This window comes from Asticcacaulis aquihabitans (assembly GCF_032490435.1).
In the GTDB taxonomy this organism is placed as follows: domain Bacteria; phylum Pseudomonadota; class Alphaproteobacteria; order Caulobacterales; family Caulobacteraceae; genus Asticcacaulis.
On sequence record NZ_JAVGWM010000004.1, the window covers coordinates 521995 to 542443 of the forward strand.

Consider the following 20449-nt stretch of genomic DNA (forward strand, 5'->3'; position numbering starts at 1 on the left):
GTTATCCGCGCCCCAAAATGAGATGTTTAATGCGGGCCAGAAGCCCGCTTTTTTATTGCGCGCTGGGGCGGCAAGTAGGTGAGCGTTATGTTACCTGATCAGAACGAACAGACCCTGGCCCATGCGGCCATCATTGCCGGCCTTGGCCTGCATACCGGCGTGCCTGTGCGCATGCTTGTCCGTCCGGCGCCTGTGGGTACCGGCGTGGTCTTCGTTCGCGGCGACATCAAGGATCGTGACAACAAGGTTGCCGCCATCGCCACCAATGTCACCCAGACGCGCCTGGGCACCGTCATCACCAATGCCGCCGGCGTCTCGGTCTCCACGATCGAACACGTCATGGCCGCCTTCGCTGCGCTCAGCATTGACAACGTCTATGTCGAACTGGACGGTCCCGAAGTGCCGATCATGGACGGTTCGGCCCTTCCGTTTGTTCAGCTTCTCGATCAGGCCGGTTTCCGTTGCCAGGCGATGCCGCAGTGCGCCATCGAAATCCTCAAGCCGATCGAAGTCGTCGAAGGCGACAAGCGCGCCTCGCTTGTACCGGCGGATCAGTTCGAAGTCCGTTTCGAAATCGATTTCCCCGGCACGCCGATTGGCCATCAGGTTTGCGACCTGGTCATCACCGAGCAGTCGTTTCGTGAAGAACTGGCCGCAGCCCGCACCTTTGGTTTCCTTGACGGCGTCGAAGCCCTGCGCAAGGCCGGTCTGGCGCGCGGCGGTTCGCTCGACAACGCCATCGTCATCGACGGCGATGTGATCCTCAACGAAGGCGGCCTGCGCTTCACCGACGAATTCGTCCGTCATAAGGCGCTGGACGCCATCGGCGATCTGTACGTTCTGGGCATGCCGATTGTTGGCAGGTTTGAAGGAATCCGGGCCGGTCACGGCCTTAATAATGCCCTTGTTCGTGAATTACTGTCCCGCCCGGATGCCTACCGCATCGTCACTCGTGGCGCTGCCCTGGCCGATGTCGGCTAAGGGTTAATTCTCCGGTTGGCGCGCGCCGTGCGCTCGTGTAGATGTATCCCCGAGAGAGATTCAAGAAGCGGCATGACCGCTGAGAAGAGGGTTTTTACGTGAGCGTTGTGGGGCTTCTGAAGAAATCGGCCATCGTTCTTTTGCTGGCCAGCGCATCCGTCGCGGGACTTTCCGGGTGCGCGAATAAGAACAAGCAGCAGCACCTCGTTTACGAAGAACGGCCGGTGGAGCTTCTGTACCAGACCGGTATGGAAAGCCTGGACCAGAAATCCTGGACCGACGCCGTTACCTACTTCGAAGAAGTTCAGCGTCAGCATCCCTATTCGGAATGGTCGCGCCGTGCCATCGTCATGATCATCTACGCCCAGTATCAGGCTGATCATTATGTCGAAGCGACTGCCGCCGCCGATCAGTTCATCAAACTGTATCCGGGGTCGGACCTGACGCCTTACGCCTATTACATGAAGGCGATCTGCGCGTTCGAGCAAATCGTCGATGTCGGCCGCGATCAGGCCTATACGGACAGCGCCAAGGGGCTCTTGAGCGATGTCGTGCGCCGCTATCCCAATAGCGAATACGCCAAGGATGCACGCGTTAAGCTCGACATGGTCCAGGACCAGTTGGCGGGTAAGGAAATGGACGTCGGCCGCTGGTACCTGAACGACAACCAGCCCCTGGCCGCCATTGGCCGCTTCAAGACGGTGGCCAGCGACTACCAGACGACCAGCCACACACCGGAAGCGCTCTATCGTCTGGTCGAAGCCAATGAGATGATGGGCCTGCACGAAGAAGCGACGCGGGACGCCGCCGTGCTGGGCTACAACTATCCGGGCGACCGCTGGTATGCGCGTGCCTACAAGCTGATGACGGAAAAGGGTGAAAAGCCGGCGATCGCGCCCGATCCGAACGGCAAGAAGGGCCCTGAAGCGCCCGATACGAAAAAGAAAAAGAGCTGGCTTAGCTTCATGAAGTTTAGCTAAAGCGAACGCGTTCGCGAAACGTTCTTGGCGAAATGCCGAAAATGAGGTTTAATGGGGGCGGCTGCCGATGAATCGGCGGTCGCCCTTTGGTTTGGTGCGATATGCTGACACGCCTGACGATTTCCGATGTGGTTCTAGTCGATCGCCTGGAGCTGGATATCCAGCCAGGCTTGAGCGTCCTGACGGGCGAAACCGGCGCTGGTAAATCAATCCTGCTCGACAGCCTCGGCCTGGCGACGGGCGCGCGTGCCGACACCGGCCTGATTCGCGCCGGCGCACCGCAGGCCTCGGTAACGGCTGAATTCGAGATCGCCGTTGAACACCCGCTTTACGATTTTCTGGAAGACAAGGGCCTGGCGCTGGAACCGGGCGAGGGGCTGTTGCTGCGCCGCGTCGTCAGCCGGGACGGCCGCTCAAAGGCCTTCGTCAATGATCAACCGGTCAGCGTCGCTGTCCTGAAAGCCATGGGCGACACCCTGCTGGAAGTGCACGGCCAGCATGAAACGGTCGGCCTCCTCGATGCGCGCTCGCATCTGGGCATGTTGGATGCCTATGGCCGAAACCTCGACGATCTGGCGCGCGTGGCGGATAGCTGGAAGGCGCTTAAGGCCATCCGCGACGAGCATCGCGATCTGGTCAAGCGGGCCAGCGCCGACAAGGCGGAATTGGAAACCCTGACCCTGCGCCTCCAGGAGCTGGACCGCCTCAATCCGCAGCATGATGAAGAAGCCGCACTGGCGTCAGAACGGGCGCTTCTGGGGGCCGGTGAACGGGCTCTGGAAGACATTACCGAGGCGCGCAACGCGGTCGGTGGGGATCAGTTGTCGCAACGGCTGGTCAAGGCGTTCCGCTCGCTCGATCACGCGCGCACGCGCGCCATGCAGGCGGGGGCGACGGGCGATGACGAGGTCCTGAAACGCCTGAGCGCCGCCGCCGATGCCCTCGACCGCACCCTGATCGCTGCCGACGAAGCCCTGGCGCTGATGGACCAGGCCGCCGACAGCCTCGATGTCGAACCTGGCCAACTGGATCGCGTCGAAGAACGCCTGTTTGCCATCCGCGCCATGGCGCGCAAGCTCGGCGTGCTGGTCGAAGACTTGCCCAAGGAACGCATTCGTATTGCCGCGTCCCTGAACCAGATTGAAGATCTGGACGCGCATCTCGGCCGTTTGACCATCGCCATGCACGCTGCGCAGAAAACCTTCCATGCCGCCGTCGAAGCCCTGCGGGCGCGGCGTATTCAGGCAGGCGAAGCTTTGGCGACCGCGGTCATGAACGAACTGGCACCGCTCAAGCTCGATAAGGCCCGTTTTCGCGTCGCCGTAACGGCGCTGGAACCGGAACGCTATGGCGCGACCGGCGGTGATACGGTCGAATTCGAGGTTAAGACCAATCCCGGCGCCGACTGGGGCGGCCTGGGCGTCATCGCGTCCGGTGGTGAACTGGCGCGCTTTGCCTTGGCGCTAAAGGCCGCACTGGCGTCGCGTGGCGAAGACGCTGACACGCCGGACGTGTCACGCCCGGTCATGATTTTCGATGAAGTCGACCAAGGCGTCGGCGGCGCGGTCGCCGATGCCGTCGGCCTGCGCCTCAAGCGTCTGGCGACCCATTCTCAGGTCATTGTGGTGACGCACTCGCCTCAGGTGGCCGCACGCGGTGATCAGCACCTCAAGGTATCGAAGGCCGAACATAATGATACTGTGCGTTCGACCGTAACGCGCCTTGACCCCGAAGCGGCGCTGGAAGAACTGGCCCGCATGCTGTCGGGCGCTGAAATTACGCCCGAAGCCCGCGCAGCAGCGATTAGACTTAAGGCGGCAGAAGTCGTATAATGCGGTCAGGGGCCAAGGAGGTCCCGACGCGATGTCCATTATTCGCCGCATAGTCTTTTTCCTGCTTCAGTTTGTGATCGTTACGGTACTGATCACCGGTCTTTGTGCAGGCGTGACCCTTCATACCTTTGGCTGGCAATATCACCTGACGGCGGAATTTGCCGAAAAGCTCCACACCTATTTCAAGTTCGGACTGGCCGTGGCCGTGCTGTATTGCCTGGTTTTGCTCTGTTATCGCCTGACGCGCAAAAGCCTTGAAGAGCCGGACGACACGCCATGGATTAATCCTGACAATATCTGAGATTTGTGGCAGGTAGGATCGGCAAAAAGAGGCCCCAATGACGATCGATGATGCCCGCGCCGCCCATACCGAACTGGCAGCGCAGATCCAGTACCACCGCGAACTCTATTATAATCAAGAAACCCCCGAGCTTACCGACGCGGAGTACGACGCGCTAGAAGCCCAGTTGCGGGCGCTTGAGGCTGAATTTCCGGAGCTAAAGACGCCGGACAGTCCGACCCAGACGGTCGGCGGCCTGGTGTCCGCCAAGTTTTCGCCGGTCGAACATGGCGTTCCCATGCTGTCGCTCGACAACGCCTTCGCCGCCGAAGACGTGACAGACTTCGAAGACCGCATCCGCCGCTTCCTGCGTCTGCCGGATACGGAGGTCGTGGCCTTCGCCGCGGAGCCGAAGATCGACGGCGTCTCGTGCAGCCTCTTGTACGTCAAAGGCGAACTGGTCCGCGCCGCCACGCGGGGCGATGGTCGCACCGGTGAGGACATCACCGAAAATGCCCGCACCATAGCCGACATTCCCCATCGCCTGAGCGGGACCGGCTTCCCGGATCGCATAGAGGTGCGCGGCGAAGTTTACATGCCGCTCAAGGCATTCGCCGAGATGAACGCCAAGGCGCTGGCCGAGGGCAGTAAGGTCTTTGCCAACCCGCGCAATTCGGCTTCCGGTGCTCTGCGGCAATTGGATGCCGCCATCACGGCGTCACGGCCTCTGCATTTCTTCGCCTATGCCTGGGGGGAGGTCAGCGACGATCACTTCGTCACGACCCAGTCTGAAGCCTTGGCGAAGTTCCGCGACTGGGGGTTTCAGGTCAATCCAAATTCGCAACGGGTCGAAGGCGCGCAAGGCCTGCTCGATGTCTACGACCATATTGGCCGTGAACGCTCCAGCCTGGGCTACGACATCGATGGCGTGGTCTATAAGGTTGACCGCCTCGACTGGCAACGTCGCCTGGGGTTCGTATCGCGGTCGCCGCGCTGGGCCATTGCGCATAAATTCCCGGCGCAACAGGCCCTGACGCGTCTGACCGCCGTCGATATTCAGGTGGGCCGCATGGGGACGCTGACGCCCGTGGCGCGGTTGGAACCGATCAATGTCGGCGGCGTGGTGGTGACGAATGTCACCTTGCACAATGCCGACGAAATCGCGCGCAAGGATATCCATATCGGCGACATGGTTCGCGTCCAGCGCGCCGGCGATGTCATCCCGCAAATCGTCGCGGTCGAACTGACGGAGCGCCCCGCTGACGCCCAGCCGTACCAATTCCCGACGGTTTGCCCGTGCCCGTTGAAAACCGAAGTGGTGCGTGAAAGCAATGCCAAGGGCGAGGAGGGTGTTGCCCGCAAATGTTCCGGCGATCAGGCTTGCCCCCATCAACGCGTCGAATACCTTAAATATGTCGTGTCGCGCCGGGTCCTCGATATCGAAGGCTTAGGCGAGAAACAGCTGACGCGCTTCTATGAGGAAGGCCTGATCAAGGAGCCGGCCGATATCTTTACCCTGGAAGCGCGTGACGCGGCCTCCCTGACCAAGCTCAAGAACCGGGAGGGCATGGGCGATCTCAGCGTGAAGAACCTGTTTGCCGCCATCGAAAGCCGCCGCGACCTGCCGCTGGATCGTTTTATCGCGGCGCTGGGCATCAAGCATGTTGGCGAAACCACCGCCCGCCTGCTGGCGCGCGCCTACGGCACGGAGCGTCATTTCCATGAGGTGATGGTGGCGGCGGCCGAAGGCGACGAAGCAGCGCGCGACGGCGTTTCGCATCATGACCAGATCGGCCCAGTTGTCGCTAACGCCCTGATCAGCTATTTCGCCCATCCTTATCAGCGCGGGATATATGAACGCCTGCTGGAACAGGTGCGCGTGCGTGATGCCGAAGCGGTGGCGGGCGACCATGCGGTGAGCGGCAAGACGGTCGTTTTCACCGGCTCACTGGAAAAATTCACGCGCGATGAAGCCAAGGCCCAGGCTGAACGGCTGGGGGCCAAGGTGGCCGGATCGGTATCGGCCAAGACGGACTATGTCGTGGCGGGCCCCGGCGCCGGGTCGAAGCTGAAAAAAGCCGCCGAGTTGGGCGTCGCGGTTTTGACCGAGGACGAATGGCTGGCAATGATCGGCTGATCTTTGTCTATATTGCCGATCGGGTCGCGACGATCAGCAGGCTTTGTCCGAACAGGCCTGTCTTTTCGACGAACAGATTCGGTAGCGGGTAAACTAAGTACCGCTTTATATAGGTCAGCGCCTGGATCAGGAGCCGTGACAGGGCGTTGCGCCCTAGTCGCGCCCGCACGCTACGCCGCCAGCCGAAGCTGATCGCTACGCCGTAGGGCGGCGGAGAACCGATATAAAGGACGTCGAAGCCGGCCCCTTCGAATGTGCGCCTGAGGGTCTGGGTGGTGAATTGATTGACGTGTTCGGGGAATATCAGCGCCTTGGACCGCGTCCCCAGCCACATCCGCTCCAGGCTATTATAGTTCGGAACCCCGACGACGCAGGCGGCATTGTCTTTCAGCCGTGTCCGGGCCAGTTCGAGGAAGGCCTTGGGCTCGGTCAGGTGCTCCAGCACATCAAACAGACTGAGAAAACTCAGGCGGTTTTCCGCCACATCATCCAGGTTTCCATCCCGCATCGCCACGCCGAACAAGCCGTGGGCGGCGGCGCGGGCCTGTGCGCTGATCTCGATGCCAAGTGCGTCGAAGCCGAGCCGTTCCAATGCCTTCACCGTCGTGCCGTTGCCCGCGCCGAAATCCACCGCCTGGCCGTCAGTCAAAAGACGGGGAAATTGTGCCAGGAAGCGGCCGATAAGGGATACCTTGTCCGATACGGCCTCCTCATAGTCTGCCGACCTATCCGAGGTGAAATCATAAACCGGGGCGGTATTATAGTAGGCGTTTAGGTAGTCGGCCGTGGGGCGCGGCCACAAAAAAACGAACGCGCAGGTGTCGCAGCGCCGCGTGTCATGGCCTTCGGGCAATGTGTAGAGTTTGGTCGCCCTTTGCGAAGCGCATAACGGACAGACCATGATTACCTCGATAAGGGGTGAACAGACGACGTTGTCCACTACCCTAGAGGGAAGTGGCGGCAAAGGGAAACGTGATTTCGCCTGATGGGGCGCCTATAGCGGCGCGCATACCTGGGCCAGCCAGCCGCGCACAGTGTCCGGGACACGGGGACCGATCAGGTCAAGCACCCGAGCATGATAGCCATCCATATAGGCACGCTCCGCTGGCGTCAGTAGGGCAACATCGATGAGGCGCCGGTCGATGGGTGCCCAGGTCAGGTTTTCGAAACAGTGCATCGGCCGCTCACCGCCCGCCGGCACCTTGGCCTTGGTGACGAATTGCAGGTTTTCGATCCGGATGCCGAAGTCGTTTTCCTTGTAATAGCCGGGCTCGTTGGACACGATCATGCCGGCTTGCAAAGCGTACTTATTGAGCGCCTTGGAAATGCGCTGCGGGCCTTCGTGCACCCCCAGATAGACGCCGACGCCGTGGCCCGTGCCATGGTCGTAATCGAACCCTTCGGCCCACAGGAATTGACGCGCCAGGACATCGAGATGCGTTCCGGTAGTTCCGGCGGGGAATTTGACCGTGGCCAACGCGATATGCCCCTTGAGCACCAAGGTGAACATGCGCCGGTGTTCGGCGGAGGGTTCGCCAATGGCCATTGTGCGGGTGACGTCGGTGGTCCCGTCCATATATTGCGCGCCGGAATCGACGAGCAACAGATTGCCCTTGGCGGTCCTGAGGTCACTTTGCACCGTGACTTTGTAATGGGGCAGGGCGCCGTGCGGGCCGAAGCCGGAAATGGTGTCGAAGCTAAGGTCCTTGACGTCGCCCGCCGCCCGGCGAATCTCTTCCAGCTTTTGCGCCACCTCGATTTCCGTCGGCAGGCTGTCCTGGGCGTCGGTCGCGACCCAATGCAGGAAGGTGGTCAACAGGGCGCCGTCGCGAATATGCGCGGCCTGGGTGCCGGCGATCTCGACGTCGTTCTTGCAGGCGCGCGGCAGCAGGCAGGGATCGTCGGCGGCGACGGGCGTGGCGCGGGCGGTCTTGATGGCTTCCAGCCAGTAGGCCGATGACAGGTTGGCGTCGATCAGCACGGTCTGGCCGGCAAAGGCGGTCAGGCGTTTGGTCACGTCCTGCGGTCCGGCGACGCTGACTTCGTTACCCAGCCATTCCAGCAGGCCGTCGCTGATCTTGGCCGGCTCGATGAACAGCTCCGCGGTGCCGTCGGCCTTGAGTATGGCCTGACCGAGCGGTAGCGGCGAGCGGATGACATCACCGCCCCGGATATTGAACAGCCAGGCCAGGGACGACGGCGCGGTGATCAGGGCAGCCGCGGCGTTGGCATTTTTCAAGCCGTCGGCCAGATGTTGGCGCTTATCCGCCGAAGCGACACCGGAAAATTCAAGAGGCTGTGGCACGATCAACGCCATCGGCTGGGCGGGACGCTTGGGCCCCCAGGCCAGGTCGATCGGGTTTGGCGACACGGATTTCAGGATGACGCCGGCGCCCGCGGCGGCGCTTTCCAGTGTGGCCAGGCTTGACGGGCTGATCAGGGCGGCATCGTAACCGATGACGGTCCCTTTGGCAGCGCTGGCCACGGTATCGGCCAGGGAGGTGGCATGGAAATCTGCGACCTCGAAGACCGAGCGGTCGGTCTGCTCGCGCGATTGCAAGGTGTAGCGGCCGTCGGCAAACAGTACGGCGCGGTCGAGAAAGATGATCGCCGCCCCGGCCGAGCCCGTGAATCCGGATACCCACGCCAGGCGCTCATTGGCGTCAGGCAGGTATTCGTTCTGGTGCTCGTCCTCGTGCGGCACGATAAAGCCGTCCAGGCCGAGCTTGCGCATTTCCGCCCGCAGCGCCGCGACATGTGTCACGCCCTGAGACGGCTGGGTGGTGACATCGAAATGCTGGAAATGCGCGGTATCGGCGGTCATGGTCGAACTCGGAAATAGGGAATGGCTCGGACGCTACTATAGGCGCAAGACATTGAGTTTCAATGGCCATCCGGACGGTGCCGGCTTATCAAGCATATCCCGAAGTCCAAAGGCGATATAGCCTTTGGCAAGGCCGACCGGCCGCCGCGCACGTTTGCGCGTAAGCCATGCGGCGTTTGAGCTCTATAAATGCAAAAAGTCCTTTAGACTTTTTGCATCACCAAGGTGCACCAGGCATCGCGGTGGATGCGGCGAACGGTGCGGAAGCCCTTGCTGAGATAGGCCGCTTTGACGAAGCGCTCCTGGGTGCGCAGCAGGCCGGACAGAATGACCAGGCCCTGGGGTTTGAGGGCGCCGCGAATGGCCATGGACAAACCGACGAGGGGGCGGGCCAGGATGTTGGCGAACACCAGGTCATAGGGCGCGTCCTGGCGCACTAGGCGGTGGTCCAGTCCGTTGGCATAGACGAAGCGGGCATTGGCCTTGTTCAGGGTCGCGTTTTCATTTGAAATACGGACGCTGACCGGATCGATGTCCGTGCCGACCGCGATGCGGGTGCCGGTCTTGGCGGCGGCGATAGCCAGTACGCCCGTGCCGGCGCCGACATCGAGCACCCGGTTGAAACGCTTGGATTTCAGCAGGTCGCTATAGGCGATCAGGCAGCCGACCGTGGTGCCGTGATGGCCGGTGCCGAAAGCCGCGCCGGCTTCGATACGCAGGTTCACGGTATTGTCGGGCGCCTTGCCGCGATCGTGGATGCCATAGACGAAGAAGCGCCCGGCGCGCACGGGCGGCAGGCCGGACAGAGCCATGGCCAGCCAGTCGGCATCGGCCAGTTGATCGACCGTGACGGTGAGTTCCGGATAGCTGTTCAGAACCTCTTGCAGGCGAAGGTCTTCTTCCTCGGTCGTGGGGAAGGAGTCGATGCGCCAGACGTCATGATCTTCGTCTTCTTCGAGGATGGAATAGGTCGTCCCTTCCAGCACGTCATCCGCGTCTATGGCCTCTGCGGCGGTTTCGGAAATCTTGCGCGGGCCACGGGCGATAATCTGTTGCGGATTGTAAGTCATGATCTCTATACTGGATAAGGGATACGGAATTGATATTGGCTACCGATTCGGGTAGTTTCATATTTTTCAGGGCAAATCTGCGGTCATTCCACGATATTTGGCGCGCTGATACTGGGCACTTAAGGACAGACGATGGCGAGAGCTACCACAAAATCAAATTCAGGCGATAAAAAAACCGCGGCTTCGGAAATTCCGGCAGATGCGGGCGTGAAGAAGACTTTGTCACGTAAGGCTCCGGCCGCTGCGGCCGAGAAGGCTGTGACCGCCGTCAAGGCAGCGCCCGCGAAAGCCGCCGCCGCTACGAAAACAGCCGCCAAATCGACCGCCGCGACTGCTAAGGCCGCGCCGAAGAAGGTTGCTGGCGCGTCCAAGGCGCTCGTAAACGACGTTAAGCCGGCTGTCCTGGAAGCCACCACCAAGGTCAAGAAGGCGCCGGCCAAGGCCGCTGCCGCCGCGAAGCCGGCCGCCACGGCGGCAAAGTCCGCGGCGAAGCCCGCTGCGACAGCCGCAAAATCAACGGCGAAGACGGTCGGCAAGCTGCCGGCCAAGGCCGTGACCGCCGCCAAGGTTTCGGCTAAGCCGGCCGCCAAGAAGACCTCGGACAAGGTTGCCGAGGCGCTCGACACCGCCAAAGAAAAGATTGAGGAGGCCAAGGACCTGGCCGCCGACAAGATCGCCGATCTGAAGGCCGCCGCTGAACCGGGGCTCAAGGAAGCTGGCGCCAAGGCCGAGGCCGCCATCGACGCCGCGAAGGACACGATCGAAGCCGCCAAGGACAAGATCGACGACGCCGTTAAGGCCGCCCAGCCCGTCATGGAAGATGTTGGCAAGAAGGTCGATGATTTTTCGAGCAGCATCGTCAACCGGGCACATGAAGTGACGGGCAAGGCCGCCGAAGCGACCAAGAAAAAGCCCGGCTTCTGGGCCCGCCTGTTCGGCGCCAAGTAAGGCTTTTTAGGCATAAGGTATATAGAACCCCGTTGGCATGCGCCGACGGGGTTTCTTTTTGTTCGCGCGGGGCTATAAGCGGCCCATGGCCCTGCTCGACAGACTTTATGCACGCTTCGAACGGATTATAGATCCGTTCAGGACCAATGGCGACATCGTGCCGCCCGATCGCCTGCTGCCATTCTATTGGAATTTCCTGCGTCAGGTCTGGCCGCTGTTTGTCGCGCTTCTGGTGGCGGGGTTTTTGTTCACCATCACCGAAGTCGCCGTATTTCGTTACCTGTCGGAAATCATCGACTACCTGACCCATACGCGTCCGGCCGACCTGTGGCGCACGCACGGCATGGATTTCATCCGCATGGCGCTGGTGCTGGGCATTGCCTGGCCGTTGCTCGGTTTCATCCATTCCCTGCTGCTGCGTCAGGCGGTAACGAGCAACTTTCCCAACCTCATCCGCTGGCAATCGCACCGCCACGTCGTTCGGCAGTCGATCGCCTATTTCACCAACGACTTCGCCGGGCGGGTCGCGTCGAAGGTGGTCGATACCGCATCAGCCCTGCGTAATACCCTGACGACCCTGTGCGACACACTTTTGTACGTTGTCATCTATTTCGGCAGCGCCATCGTCCTGTTCTTCCAGGCCGACTACCGCCTCGTTCTGCCCCTTCTGGTTTGGAGTGCAGCCTATGTTGCCATCTGCCTGTGGTTCGTCCCGCGACTGGCCAAGGCGGCGGACGAAGGCGCGGAGGCGCGGTCGGCCCTGGTTGGCCGTATCGTCGACACCTATACCAATATCCAGACGGTCAAATTGTTCGCCAGCACCCAACACGAAGACAAATATGTCCGTGAGGGGCTGGCAAACAACAGCCGAAAATGGCAAATCCAGGAACGCCTCGTAACCGGGTTGGACACCACGACCAGCTTCCTCAACTCCGCCCTTCTGCTCAGCATGGGGGCCTTGGCCATATGGTTGTGGACGCGTGGCGACATCACGGTCGGCGCCATCGCCCTGGTCGGGGCCCTGACCCAGCGGCTGCTCAATATGTCGAGCTGGGTCATGTTCCAGGTGACCAGCCTGTTCGAAAACATCGGCTCGGTGCAGAACGGCATGGAAACCATCGCCCGGCCGCATACGGTCGTCGATACCGACGATGCCCCCGCCTTGACCGTCCGTGCGGGGGAAATCCGCTTCGACCACGTCAGCTTCGACTACGGCATCACGAAGAGCGACAGCGACACGCATACACCGGCGATCCAGGACTTCGACCTGACCATCCGTCCGGGCGAAAAGATCGGTCTGGTTGGTCCCTCCGGCGCTGGAAAATCGACCCTCGTCAATCTGTTCCTGCGCCTCTACGATCTGACATCCGGACGTATTCTGATCGACGGTCAGGATGTCGCCGCCGTGAACCAGGAATCGTTGCGCGCCCACATCGCCATGGTGACGCAGGATACGTCTTTGCTGCACCGGTCAATCCGTGATAATATCGTCTATGGCTCCCCTTGGGCCACGGAGGCGGATATCGCCCAGGCCGCCGAGCGCGCCCATGCGGCGGGCTTCATTCCCGGCCTGACCGACAGCCAGGGCCGGACCGGCTATGATGCCCACGTCGGCGAACGCGGTGTCAAGCTATCGGGCGGTCAACGTCAACGCATCGCCATCGCACGGGTGCTGCTCAAGAATGCGCCTATCCTCGTGCTGGATGAGGCGACGTCGGCGCTCGATTCCGAAGTTGAGGCCGCCATTCAGGACAGCCTGCTCGATCTTATGCGTGGCAAGACGGTGATCGCCATCGCGCACCGGCTATCGACCATTGCTCGTATGGATCGGCTGGTGGTGGTTGAGGACGGCCGGATTATCGAGGTCGGCAGCCATGACGAACTGATCGCCCGCGGCGGGCTTTATGCCCGCCTGTGGGCCCGCCAGACCGGCGGTTTCTTGGCCGAGACGGTGGCGTAACGCCGCGTCACGGGCAAAAATACGCTCTGGACCGATAAAGTCGTTGCGCTTTAAGGCCTGTGGACATAACGAAGACGCGCAAGTTTTTATGGTGAGGAGGGCGTTATGGGCCTGTTGGACTGGCTGTCGGGATCGAAAAAGAAACGCCGTATCACGGCGACCGATTTCACCGTCCAGATAGAACCGCCCACGTCCGGCCCTTCCGACCCCGTCCTTCCCCCGGAGACCCCCAAGATGACGACCAAGACCACACGCACCGAAACCGATACCTTTGGCCCGATCGAGGTCGACAACTCGAAATACTGGGGCGCCCAGGCGCAGCGCTCGCTCGGCAACTTCAAGATCGGCTGGGAAAAGCAGCCCCTGCCTATCGTGCGGGCTTTGGGCATCGTCAAGCGTGCCGCCGCCGAAACCAATATGGCGCTGGGCAAGCTCGACCCGACCATCGGCAATGCCATCATCCAGGCGGCCAACGAAGTGATCGAAGGCAAGCTTGACGACCATTTCCCACTGGTCGTGTGGCAAACCGGTTCCGGCACGCAATCGAACATGAACGCCAATGAGGTCATTTCCAACCGCGCCATCGAAATCCTGGGCGGCGAAATGGGCACGAAAAAGCCGGTTCACCCGAACGATCACGTCAACATGTCGCAATCGTCGAACGACACCTATCCGACCGCCATGCATGTCGCCTGCGCCGAAGAAATCGTTCACCGCCTGCTGCCCGCCCTGCAAACCCTGCGCAACGCCCTGAACGACAAGGCGGAAGCGTGGAAGGCGATCATCAAGATCGGCCGCACCCATACCCAGGACGCCACGCCCTTGACCCTGGGCCAGGAGTTTTCGGGCTACACCCAGCAATTGACCAACGGTATTGAGCGTATTCAGCAGACCCTGCCCAAGCTGATGCAACTGGCCCAGGGCGGCACCGCCGTTGGCACCGGCCTCAATGCCCCCATCGGCTTTGCCGAAGGCGTGGCGGAAAAGATCGCCGCGATCACCGGCATGGGCTTCACCACGGCGCCGAACAAGTTCGAAGCCCTGGCCGCCCACGATGCCATGGTGTTCAGCCACGGCGCCATCAATACGGTGGCCGCGTCATTGTTCAAGATCGCCAACGACATTCGCTTCCTCGGTTCCGGTCCGCGCTCAGGCCTGGGTGAACTGGCCCTGCCGGAAAACGAGCCGGGTTCGTCGATCATGCCGGGCAAGGTCAATCCGACCCAGTGCGAGGCCATGACGCAGGTCTGCGTCCAAATCTTCGGCAACCAGGCCGCCCTGACCTTCGCCGGCAGCCAGGGTCATTTCGAATTGAACGTCTTCAATCCGGTCATGGCCTATAACTTCCTGCAAAGCGTGCGCCTGATGGCGGACGCGGCGGTGTCCTTCACTGACAACTGTGTCACGGGCATCGAGCCGCGCCTCGACAATATCAAGCGTGGCCTGGAAAATTCGCTGATGCTGGTGACGGCGCTCAATGGTCGCCTTGGTTATGACGCCTGCGCCAAGATCGCCAAGACCGCCCACAAGAACGGCACGACCCTGCGTGAGGAGGCCGTTGGCGGCGGCTATCTGACCAATGAGGAGTTCGACCAGTTCGTCCGTCCGGAAAACATGGTCCATCCGGGCTGATTGGCGCCGGCGACAAGACAAAGAAATAGGCGCGGGAGCCAAGCTCTCCGCGCCTTATTTTTACGCGTGTACGAGGCAGGTGTCAGAGGGTGACGAGGGCCACGATCATGAAGAGCGTGAAGGCAGCAAGCGCGGTGGCGGTTTGAATCTGGAGGGTCATTGTCTGGATCCTTTGCGAGAGGTGTGAATTACATGCCGACGGTGACGAGCGAGACCAGCATGAAGACGGTCAGGCCGAACAGGGCGGCGACGGTGGCGATCGGAGCGATGGATTTGGTCATTTCAGATATCCTTTTGTTGAGTTTGATGCGGTATTAAATTACATGCCGACAGTGGCCAGGGCGATGACCATGAACAGGGTGATAGCGGCCAGGGCGGAAGCGGAATAAAGCGAAGCAGTCATTGTTTAATCTCCATTGGGTTGGTGTCGATGGAGACGATATGCGCCTTCGCCGTGCATAGTTCAAATTAATACGATGTCATGAATCAGATGTAATAATTCAATTTATTCAACAAGTTATTCTTACGGTTTTGTAATGTTGACGATTTTTTGTGCACCGCAACTAAAGTCTCGCGTGTGCCTTCAAATCTTTGGAAAATTTCCGAAAATCGCGGTCTGTTTTCGGATGAAATGCGCGCGACAGGGTGTCGCAGGCCGCTGAAACGGCCCGCTTGCGGCGGTAAATTCCGAATAATGAGGGGCTATTTTTCTGTCGGAGCGGCCAAGGCGGTGGGCGCCAGCTGTGGATTGGTCATTTCGACCAGCTTGGCGGCGGCCCGTGTCATTTCCATCGGTAGGGCCAGCACAATGGTGCTGTTGTGCTCCGTGCCGATTTCGCTCAGGGTTTGCAGGCGTCGTAGTTCCAAGGCGGCCGGAACGCTTTCGATCATGCGCGCGGCCTCCACAAGGGTGGCGGAGGCGGCGGCTTCGCCCTGAGCCTTAATCAGGCGGGCCTTGGCTTCGCGGGTGGCTTCGGCCTCGCGGGCGAGGGCGCGTTGCATCTGCTCGGGAATATCCAGGTCGCGCATCTCTACGGCGTCGATGTGCACCCCCCATTTTGCGGCGGACCGTTCCAGCAGGTCCATCAGCTTGGCATTGACCATGTCGCGATGCTTGAGCAGTTCGTCGAGCCCGTGCTGGCCTATGGTGTCGCGCAGTGCCGTCTCCGAGGCCTGGAGAACCGCCAGATAGGGGTCGGTGACGGCATTGAGCGCCTTGGCCGGATCGATCACCTTGTACCACACAACGGCGTTGACCCGCACGGCCACGCCGTCGCGGCTAAGCGTTTCCTGTGTTTCCAGTTTGACGGTCAGAATGCGCACATCGACCCGCTTGACGTATTCGATGGCGGGAATGATCCAATATAGGCCCGGACCGCGTGTCGAGGCATAGCGGCCGAGAAAATAGACGACGCCGCGCTGCCATTCCTGATTGATGCGCAATCCGGAAAATATAAAGGCGCCGAGCCCGAAAATCAGGGGGATGGCCAGCGCGCCGAGGCTGAACACGAACGCCTGCACCGCGTGCAGTATCTGCGTGACCTGGTCCATGAAAAAGCCCCCTCGCTATTCCCTTAAAAAGGTTAACGCAGAGAGGGCCTGTTTGTAAAGATGCGCAAATGGCGGTTCAGTGGCCGATATGCATTTCGCCCGAGCCGACCACCTTGGTGACGACCGCACCGGTGGCCTTCATGATGCTGACGTCGCCGGAGCCGTTGGTATCGACATTGACCGTGTGGGTTACGCCGCCGTAGTAGACGTCGCCCGAACCGGATCCCTTGAGCATAAAGGCAGGCGTCTGGCCTTCTGAAATGGATACGTCGCCCGACCCGGACAGGTCCAGTGTCACCGGTCCCATGACCCGACCGACATTGATGTCGCTGGAGCCATTGTTGACGACGGTCAGGGGGCCCATAACCGCGCCGAGGGACAGATCGCCTGAGCCGTTGAGTTGTACCTTAAGCCCGGCGGTACGCGTCAGAGTAACGTCACCGGAGCCCTGGTTTTGCAAGACGGTTTCGGCGGCCTGGTTGACGGCGAAATTGCCGGAGCCGGTCAGTACTGCCTTCAGATTGCGAACAGTGCCGATATTGATGTCGCCGGCCCCCATATTGTCGACGATGCTGTCGCCGGCGCTGGTGACATTGATCGTACCGGAGCCGCTATTGATGATATTAAGCTGGCCGCTGACCGCATCGATGGCCCATTCGCCGCCGCCATTCATGACGATATCGAGGTTTCTTGCCGCTCCAACGCGGCCGAACGTATAGGCCGAATCCTTGACGATGGCATTGGCCGGCACGCGCACGAAGACCAGAGGCAGATCGGAAACATTGACCATGCCGATACCGCTGATATTGACCCGTCCGCCATTCACCGACACCTGGTCGTCATCATGGATATTGATGCGGAAATTGAAACCGGATGCCCGGTCGGGGTTGCTCAGGTGGCCATTGAGGACCGTGACATTGCCGCGTTGAGACACCATCAGGGTCGGCACCTTGACCTTGCCGTAGCGAACCCGGATATCGACATCGCTCCGGTCTTCGGGCGTGACGACGACGCGGGCGACCATGTCGCGGAATTCGACCTGAGGGCCGTCAGACAGATAGCGTAACTGGGCGAGGGCGGGTGACGCCGTGACGAACGCAGCGGCGCTTATAGTGCTCAGTATCGGCAGAATGACAGAATAACGCATACTAAACCTCCAAAATCGACGGCCGGAGTGTTCCTGCGTGAGGCTTTAAGTCGCGTCGCGTTGTAGGGAGAATGCGCCAGACTAAGCCCGGTGCGGCACCGGAAGCCGAATTCTCGATCTGGATCGATCGAACTTGACCTTAAAGTGAAGCAAGGCGACGCCGAAATCAAATTAAAAGGGGTTCATAATGTAACAGCCGCTGCACCGGTTACATTATAAGGATTTCGCTCGCGCTCAGGCGTTGGGAATGCGGCGATAAATGGTACTGCGGTGGATGCCGAGATGGCGGGCGGCGGCGCTGACATTGCCGTTATGCGCAGCCAGGGCCTGACGGATCGTCGACAGTTCGATGTCTTCCAGGCTTTGTTGTGGCCCGACCGGGAGCGCCTGACCGGCCTCTTCGCCATCCACCTGCGCGAAAAAATCGCGGCCATCCAGGGCCTTGAGACGGCCCGAGGCCAGGTGACCCGCATGCACATCGAACACCTCTTCGACGTGGAGTTCGTCCAGCCGGTCCCATGTGCGGCCGATCAAGGACAGGCCACGGCGATTGGCGGCGACGATAATGCCATTTCTGACCACCAATATGCCTTCGCGGGCGACGCCGAGCAGATTGGGGTCGGTCTGGAAGCGCAAGGTCTGGCAGCCGTCGAAACCGCCGCGAAACAGCCGGTGTTCGATCTGTTCCACCGCCATGCGGACAAGGCCGATGGTGTGGCCGTTTTCGCGGCTGGCCGGTGCGGAAATATCCAGAACGCCGATAATGGCGCCGCGCGGATCGATGATCGGCGTGGCGGCGCAGGTCAGGACCTGGTGGCTCTGGAAATAATGCTCGGCGCCATTGACCACAACGGCGCGACGCTCAGCCAGGGCAGTGCCGATAGCATTGGTGCCCGTGCCGTCTTCGCTCCACAGGGCGCCCGGCCGCAAGGCGACCTGTGCAGCCTTGTCGGCAAAGGTCGGGTCACCGACCGCATCGAGGATTTCCCCCTTGGCGTTGGTCAGGATGACTATGCCGGAGATTTCGCGGGCTTCGGTATAGAGGGCATCCAGTTCCGGACGCGATATGCGCCGCAGGGCTTCGTGTTTTTCATGCAAAAGGCGGATTTCAGAGGCCGTCGGCGCACTAACCGGCGGCACAGCCTGTGCATCCAGGCCCATATCCGCGCAGCGTATCCAAGAACGGAGTATGGAGTGGCCGATCTGATCGACCGGCAAACCCTTGTGTGCGAAAAAAACGTCGCGAGCTTTTTGTATTTGCGATGGGTCGGTCATCGGCAAGTCGTTTCCTCAACTTGCGCATATTGGATGGTATGTTGCGCTGCGTGCGCAAGAACAAACTACATTTTCACGATAGTTTTGATGAAAAACGCAAGGCAAGTGTCGCAATCTGCGACAGCCACGACAGAGGCGTCGTAAGTCGCGACAAACGCCGTTTTTACTGACAGATTCGGCGTCAAAACCGGTGTCGTTTTCCTCAGCAAGGCTTGCCGCCCCCATATGGCGGGCGCACCTTCAAGCCAAGCAAAAAACCTTGCCAAGCAAAAAACCTTGCAGGAGGACACCATGACTAAATTCGAACGAAACATCGATGCCGCCACGCCGTTCAAGACACGATACGGCAATTTCATAGGCGGCGAGTGGATCGAGCCGGTCCACGGCAAGTATCTGGACAATACCTCACCCGTCAACGGCCGCAAGCTATGCGAAGTGCCGCGTTCCACCGCCGAAGACATCGAACTGGCGCTTGATGCCGCGCACGCCGCCAAGACCAAGTGGGGCCGGACGTCGGTTACCGAACGCTCCAACATCCTTCTTGCCATCGCCCAGCGCATTCAGGACAATCTGGCCGTCATCGCCGAAGCGGAAACCTGGGACAATGGCAAGCCCTTGCGTGAAACCACCAATGCCGACATTCCGCTGGCCATCGACCACTTCCGTTATTTCGCCGGCTGCATTCGCGCCCAGGAAGGCTCGATCGGTGAGCTGGATCATGACACGGTCGCCTATCATTTCCATGAACCGCTGGGTGTCGTCGGCCAGATTATTCCGTGGAACTTTCCTATCCTGATGGCGGCCTGGAAACTGGCGCCCGCCCTGGCCGCCGGCAACTGCATTGTGTTGAAACCGGCGGAACAGACGCCGGCCTCCATACTGATCGTTGCCGAGCTGATCCAGGACCTTCTGCCGCCGGGCGTCCTCAATATCGTCTCCGGCACAGGTATCGAAGCGGGCAAACCGTTGGCGCAGAGCCCGCGTATCGCCAAGATCGCCTTCACCGGCTCGACCGCGGTCGGCAAGGCCATCATGGGATATGCCTCGAACAATGTGACCAACATTACCTTGGAACTGGGTGGCAAGTCGCCGAACGTCTTCTTTGCCGACGTCATGGCCGAGGACGACGCCTTCCTCGACAAGGCCCTGGAAGGGTTCGCCTTCTTCGCCCTCAATCAGGGCGAGGTCTGTACCTGTCCGTCGCGGGCTCTGGTCCAGGAATCGATCTATGACCGTTTCATGGAACGCGCGATCAAGCGCGTCGAGGCCATCACCCAAGGCGATCCGCTCGACAGCAGCACCATGATTGGGGCTCAGGCATCGCAGGAACAGCTCGATAAGATCCTGAAATATCTCGAAATCGGCAAAAACGAGGGCGCAAAGGTTCTGGCCGGCGGTGACCGTAACATATTGTCTGGCGATCTGAAGGACGGCTTCTACATCAAGCCGACCATCTTCGAAGGCCATAATAAGATGCGCGTGTTCCAGGAGGAAATCTTTGGGCCGGTCGTGTCGGTCACCCGCTTCAAGACGGTCGAAGAGGCGATCGAAATCGCCAATGACACGGTGTACGGGCTGGGTGCCGGTGTGTGGTCGCGTGACATGAACGTCGCCTACCGCGCCGGTCGCGGTATCGAAGCGGGCCGTGTCTGGACCAACTGCTACCATCAATATCCGGCCCATGCGGCATTTGGCGGTTACAAGCAGTCCGGTATCGGCCGTGAGAACCACAAGATGATGCTGGACCACTATCAGCAGACCAAAAACCTGCTGGTGTCCTATGCCCCGGCGAAGGTTGGCTTCTTCTAGGCTGTCAGGCCTGGGGACAGAAC

The 20449-nt window shown here is 60.6% G+C and carries 15 protein-coding genes; 9 read left to right on the top strand and 6 right to left on the bottom strand.

The features are described from left to right. Positions 1-87: 87 nt before the first annotated feature. The 5 genes from lpxC to ligA all read left to right on the top strand — a co-directional run bounded on the left by lpxC (position 88) and on the right by ligA (position 6210). On the top strand, positions 88-981 hold the full coding sequence (gene lpxC / locus RCJ00_RS16795; RefSeq protein WP_316223379.1) for a UDP-3-O-acyl-N-acetylglucosamine deacetylase: 894 nt from the start codon (positions 88-90) through the stop codon (positions 979-981). A 98-nt stretch (positions 982-1079) separates the two neighbouring features. Next, entirely contained in the window at positions 1080-1961 is an 882-nt protein-coding gene (locus RCJ00_RS16800) for an outer membrane protein assembly factor BamD (protein WP_316223381.1), read from the top strand. 101 nt (positions 1962-2062) lie between these two features. After that, positions 2063-3793: a DNA repair protein RecN gene (locus RCJ00_RS16805; RefSeq protein WP_316223383.1), complete on the top strand. Its 1731-nt coding sequence runs from the start codon at positions 2063-2065 to the stop codon at positions 3791-3793. A 31-nt stretch (positions 3794-3824) separates the two neighbouring features. Next, positions 3825-4094: a hypothetical protein gene (locus RCJ00_RS16810; RefSeq protein WP_316223384.1), complete on the top strand. Its 270-nt coding sequence runs from the start codon at positions 3825-3827 to the stop codon at positions 4092-4094. 37 nt (positions 4095-4131) lie between these two features. Beyond that, the gene (gene ligA / locus RCJ00_RS16815; protein WP_316223385.1) at positions 4132-6210 is read left to right on the top strand and encodes an NAD-dependent DNA ligase LigA; all 2079 of its coding nucleotides are present in this window, start codon (positions 4132-4134) and stop codon (positions 6208-6210) included. Positions 6211-6217: 7 nt separating this feature from the next. Here the strand turns inward: ligA and RCJ00_RS16820 are convergent, their stop codons facing one another. The 3 genes from RCJ00_RS16820 to RCJ00_RS16830 all read right to left on the bottom strand — a co-directional run bounded on the left by RCJ00_RS16820 (position 6218) and on the right by RCJ00_RS16830 (position 10104). Continuing rightward, positions 6218-7111, bottom strand: a complete 894-nt coding sequence (locus tag RCJ00_RS16820) for a class I SAM-dependent methyltransferase (RefSeq protein ID WP_316223386.1) — start codon at positions 7109-7111, stop codon at positions 6218-6220. A 93-nt stretch (positions 7112-7204) separates the two neighbouring features. Next, positions 7205-9034 carry an aminopeptidase P family protein gene (locus RCJ00_RS16825; RefSeq protein WP_316223388.1) on the bottom strand — a complete coding sequence of 610 codons (1830 nt, stop codon included), beginning with the start codon at positions 9032-9034 and terminating at the stop codon, positions 7205-7207. 203 nt (positions 9035-9237) lie between these two features. Beyond that, positions 9238-10104, bottom strand: coding sequence for a 50S ribosomal protein L11 methyltransferase (locus tag RCJ00_RS16830; RefSeq protein WP_316223389.1), 867 nt, complete (start codon positions 10102-10104; stop codon positions 9238-9240). Between the two features lie 207 nt (positions 10105-10311). Between RCJ00_RS16830 and RCJ00_RS16835 the strand changes: the two genes are divergently transcribed. The 3 genes from RCJ00_RS16835 (at position 10312) to fumC (ending at position 14644) form a co-directional block, all read left to right on the top strand. Continuing rightward, entirely contained in the window at positions 10312-11052 is a 741-nt protein-coding gene (locus RCJ00_RS16835; RefSeq protein WP_316223391.1) for a hypothetical protein, read from the top strand. An 85-nt stretch (positions 11053-11137) separates the two neighbouring features. After that, positions 11138-13012, top strand: a complete 1875-nt coding sequence (locus RCJ00_RS16840; RefSeq protein ID WP_316223392.1) for an ABC transporter ATP-binding protein — start codon at positions 11138-11140, stop codon at positions 13010-13012. Positions 13013-13246: 234 nt separating this feature from the next. Beyond that, positions 13247-14644 carry a class II fumarate hydratase gene (gene fumC, locus RCJ00_RS16845; RefSeq protein WP_316223631.1) on the top strand — a complete coding sequence of 466 codons (1398 nt, stop codon included), beginning with the start codon at positions 13247-13249 and terminating at the stop codon, positions 14642-14644. Between the two features lie 702 nt (positions 14645-15346). On the opposite strand, the gene RCJ00_RS16850 is transcribed toward fumC, so the two are convergent. The 3 genes from RCJ00_RS16850 to RCJ00_RS16860 all read right to left on the bottom strand — a co-directional run bounded on the left by RCJ00_RS16850 (position 15347) and on the right by RCJ00_RS16860 (position 18617). Then, positions 15347-16195: a slipin family protein gene (locus tag RCJ00_RS16850; protein WP_316223393.1), complete on the bottom strand. Its 849-nt coding sequence runs from the start codon at positions 16193-16195 to the stop codon at positions 15347-15349. A 76-nt stretch (positions 16196-16271) separates the two neighbouring features. Next, the gene (locus RCJ00_RS16855) at positions 16272-17342 is read right to left on the bottom strand and encodes a GIN domain-containing protein (protein WP_316223394.1); all 1071 of its coding nucleotides are present in this window, start codon (positions 17340-17342) and stop codon (positions 16272-16274) included. A gap of 234 nt (positions 17343-17576) precedes the next feature. Beyond that, a complete protein-coding gene (locus RCJ00_RS16860) occupies positions 17577-18617 on the bottom strand; it encodes a sigma-54-dependent Fis family transcriptional regulator (protein ID WP_316223395.1) in 1041 nt (346 codons plus the stop codon). A gap of 291 nt (positions 18618-18908) precedes the next feature. Between RCJ00_RS16860 and exaC the strand changes: the two genes are divergently transcribed. Beyond that, the gene (gene exaC / locus RCJ00_RS16865) at positions 18909-20426 is read left to right on the top strand and encodes an acetaldehyde dehydrogenase ExaC (protein ID WP_316223396.1); all 1518 of its coding nucleotides are present in this window, start codon (positions 18909-18911) and stop codon (positions 20424-20426) included. Positions 20427-20449: the final 23 nt, after the last annotated feature.

Excerpts from the sequence above, each read along its gene's own strand:
- lpxC (WP_316223379.1), top strand. The coding sequence starts at position 88 with ATGTTACCTGATCAGAACGAACAGACCCTGGCCCATGCGGCCATCATT.
- RCJ00_RS16805 (WP_316223383.1), top strand. The coding sequence starts at position 2,063 with ATGCTGACACGCCTGACGATTTCCGATGTGGTTCTAGTCGATCGCCTG.
- RCJ00_RS16810 (WP_316223384.1), top strand. The coding sequence starts at position 3,825 with ATGTCCATTATTCGCCGCATAGTCTTTTTCCTGCTTCAGTTTGTGATC.
- ligA (WP_316223385.1), top strand. The coding sequence starts at position 4,132 with ATGACGATCGATGATGCCCGCGCCGCCCATACCGAACTGGCAGCGCAG.
- RCJ00_RS16820 (WP_316223386.1), bottom strand. The coding sequence starts at position 7,111 with ATGGTCTGTCCGTTATGCGCTTCGCAAAGGGCGACCAAACTCTACACA.
- RCJ00_RS16825 (WP_316223388.1), bottom strand. The coding sequence starts at position 9,034 with ATGACCGCCGATACCGCGCATTTCCAGCATTTCGATGTCACCACCCAG.
- RCJ00_RS16830 (WP_316223389.1), bottom strand. The coding sequence starts at position 10,104 with ATGACTTACAATCCGCAACAGATTATCGCCCGTGGCCCGCGCAAGATT.
- RCJ00_RS16840 (WP_316223392.1), top strand. The coding sequence starts at position 11,138 with ATGGCCCTGCTCGACAGACTTTATGCACGCTTCGAACGGATTATAGAT.
- fumC (WP_316223631.1), top strand. The coding sequence starts at position 13,247 with ATGACGACCAAGACCACACGCACCGAAACCGATACCTTTGGCCCGATC.
- RCJ00_RS16850 (WP_316223393.1), bottom strand. The coding sequence starts at position 16,195 with ATGGACCAGGTCACGCAGATACTGCACGCGGTGCAGGCGTTCGTGTTC.
- RCJ00_RS16855 (WP_316223394.1), bottom strand. The coding sequence starts at position 17,342 with ATGCGTTATTCTGTCATTCTGCCGATACTGAGCACTATAAGCGCCGCT.
- RCJ00_RS16860 (WP_316223395.1), bottom strand. The coding sequence starts at position 18,617 with ATGACCGACCCATCGCAAATACAAAAAGCTCGCGACGTTTTTTTCGCA.
- exaC (WP_316223396.1), top strand. The coding sequence starts at position 18,909 with ATGACTAAATTCGAACGAAACATCGATGCCGCCACGCCGTTCAAGACA.